The sequence below is a fragment of the Brevundimonas sp. genome (genome assembly GCF_031082345.1).
Classification (GTDB): Bacteria; Pseudomonadota; Alphaproteobacteria; order Caulobacterales; family Caulobacteraceae; genus Brevundimonas.
In genome coordinates this window covers 1-2,078 of the sequence record NZ_JAVHLH010000350.1, presented here as the reverse complement: position 1 = coordinate 2,078, position 2,078 = coordinate 1, and the positions used below count along the sequence as shown (strand labels likewise).

Annotated in this window: 2 protein-coding genes; both read right to left on the bottom strand. The window is 68.3% G+C overall.

Features of this window, described 5'->3' with window-relative positions; translation table 11 throughout:
• Positions 1 to 24: 24 nt before the first annotated feature.
• A complete protein-coding gene (locus RDU12_RS15165) occupies positions 25 to 1,329 on the bottom strand; it encodes a S1C family serine protease (RefSeq protein ID WP_300291956.1) in 1,305 nt (434 codons plus the stop codon).
• A 323-nt stretch (positions 1,330 to 1,652) separates the two neighbouring features.
• A partial coding sequence (locus tag RDU12_RS15160) for a cytochrome c-type biogenesis protein CcmH (RefSeq protein WP_308685464.1) occupies positions 1,653 to 2,078 on the bottom strand: 426 nt, incomplete at its 5' end.

Genomic DNA, 2,078 nt, shown 5'->3' with positions numbered 1-2,078 from the left:
GGCGGCGATGGGGGCAGTTAAGGCTTATTCAGGATCGGGGAACGGCAGGACTATCGGCACACTGCCCTGCTGAGGCGTCCAGACTATGAGATAGGTCCCCGGACGGTCGGCCGCCCGCGCCGCGCTGACGGCGGCGCGAAGATCTTCCGGCGTTCGGATCACGCCGGTCGCGCTGCGCCGGATCACATAGCCCGGCTGGAAGCGAAGATCGCCGATGGTCCGGGCGGTGGTGACCACCAAGCCCTCCACATTGTCCGGGATGGAATAGCGGCGACGCACAGCATCCGACATCGGGACGACGGTGAGGCCGGCGGCTTCTTCGCCCGCCTGCGGTTGAACGGGACCGTTCGGCCCCTCCGATCCGTCCTGGCTCGCGCTAAGTTCCGACTCCGGCGGGCGGGTCCCGGCACGGACGTTCACGGTTTGGCGGCGTCCGTCGCGGAGGACTTCCAGCCGGACGGTTTCGCCGGGACGGACCTGGCCAATGCGGCGGGTCAGGTCGTTTCGACCAAGGATAGGCTGGCCGTTCATCCGGATGACGATGTCGCCGAGCTGCAGGCCTGCGGAGTCCGCAGGGCCTCCCGGAGTGACCTCGCCGATGTAGGCGACCTTGGCGTTCGGCTCGAGCCCGAGCGCCTCAACCGTCTCCCGGCTGACGTCCTGGATTCCGACGCCCACATAGCCTCGGGCGATTGTTTCACCGCGCATCAGGCGCTCGGTGATCGGCTTGGCGACGGAAGCAGGGATAGCGAAGCCGATTCCGACTGAACCGCCAGTCTCGGAGTAGATAGCGGTGTTGACCCCTATAACGCGACCGTAGATGTCGAAGGTCGGTCCGCCCGAGTTGCCCCGGTTGATGGCGGCGTCGATCTGAAGGTAGTCGACGTAGGCGCTGTCGATATTGCCCCGCCCCGCACCCGAAACGATACCGGCCGTCGCGGTACCGCCGAGACCGAAAGGGTTGCCGACCGCGATGACCCAGTCGCCGACGCGCGGCTGGGCCTGTTCCTCGAAGGTGACGAACGGGAAGTCCGAGCCTTCGACCTTGATGACGGCGAGGTCGGTGGCCTCATCGCGACCAACGACGCGTGCGTTCAGTTCACGGGAGTCGGCCAGCTTGACGGTGATCTCGGTAGCGTCCTGGACGACGTGATTGTTGGTGACGATGTAGCCGTCAGCGGAGATGAAGAAGCCCGAGCCCGCTCCGCTGGCGACGATGCCGCCGTCTTCGCCGTCTTCCGGCGGCGGCACAGGAATGGCGAATGGGGTGTTGGGAATCTGCACCGTCCGGGGGCGCTCGATCCGCGTCTTCACATCGATCTGCACCACCGCCGGGGCGACCTGCTGGAAGATGTCGGCGAAGCTGAGCGGGGCGCCTTGCGGCGGGGCGAAGGCGAGGCCGGCGGCGCCGGCGTCTCGGGACGCCTGGCGACGGGGCCCGCGTTGGCGGTCGGCCAGTCGATGACGCCGCCGGCGGTGGCGCCGGCCGCGAGAACCAGGCCGAACGTGGCCCCCAGCATGAATTCCTTACGCTTCATCATCGGGTTTCGTACGATCCTTTCGTCGGGCGCGACGGCCCGGTCAGTTCGTCAATACAGGATGCGGGCTCCCGTCGCCAACGCCCGGGGCGTGAGGAGGGGTCCGTCCGGACCCTAGTCCTCAGACGGCTTTGCGTCAGGATCACGGCGAAGATCGCCCTCGGCCACGATATCGGCCAGACGGGCCTCTTCCTCGACCGTCAGCGGCGCGGTCTCGACCCGGCGGCCGCGCGACCGAAGCAGAAGCAGCGCGAGAACGGCCGCCATCAGGCCCACGGGGCCAAACCACAGCAGCCAGGTGCCGAACCGGACCGGCGGCTGGAACAGCACGAAATCGCCGTAGCGGCGGACCAGGTCCTGTTCGATCTCGGCATCGGTGCGGCCGGCGGCGACCTGTTCGCGCACCAGCTGGCGCATGTCGGCGGCGATGACGGCGGGGCTGTCGGCGATGGCCTCGTGCTGGCAGACGACGCAACGGATGTCGTCGAACAGGGCCTGGGCCCGGGCCTCCTGGGCCGCGTCGGGCAGCGGCCGGTCCGG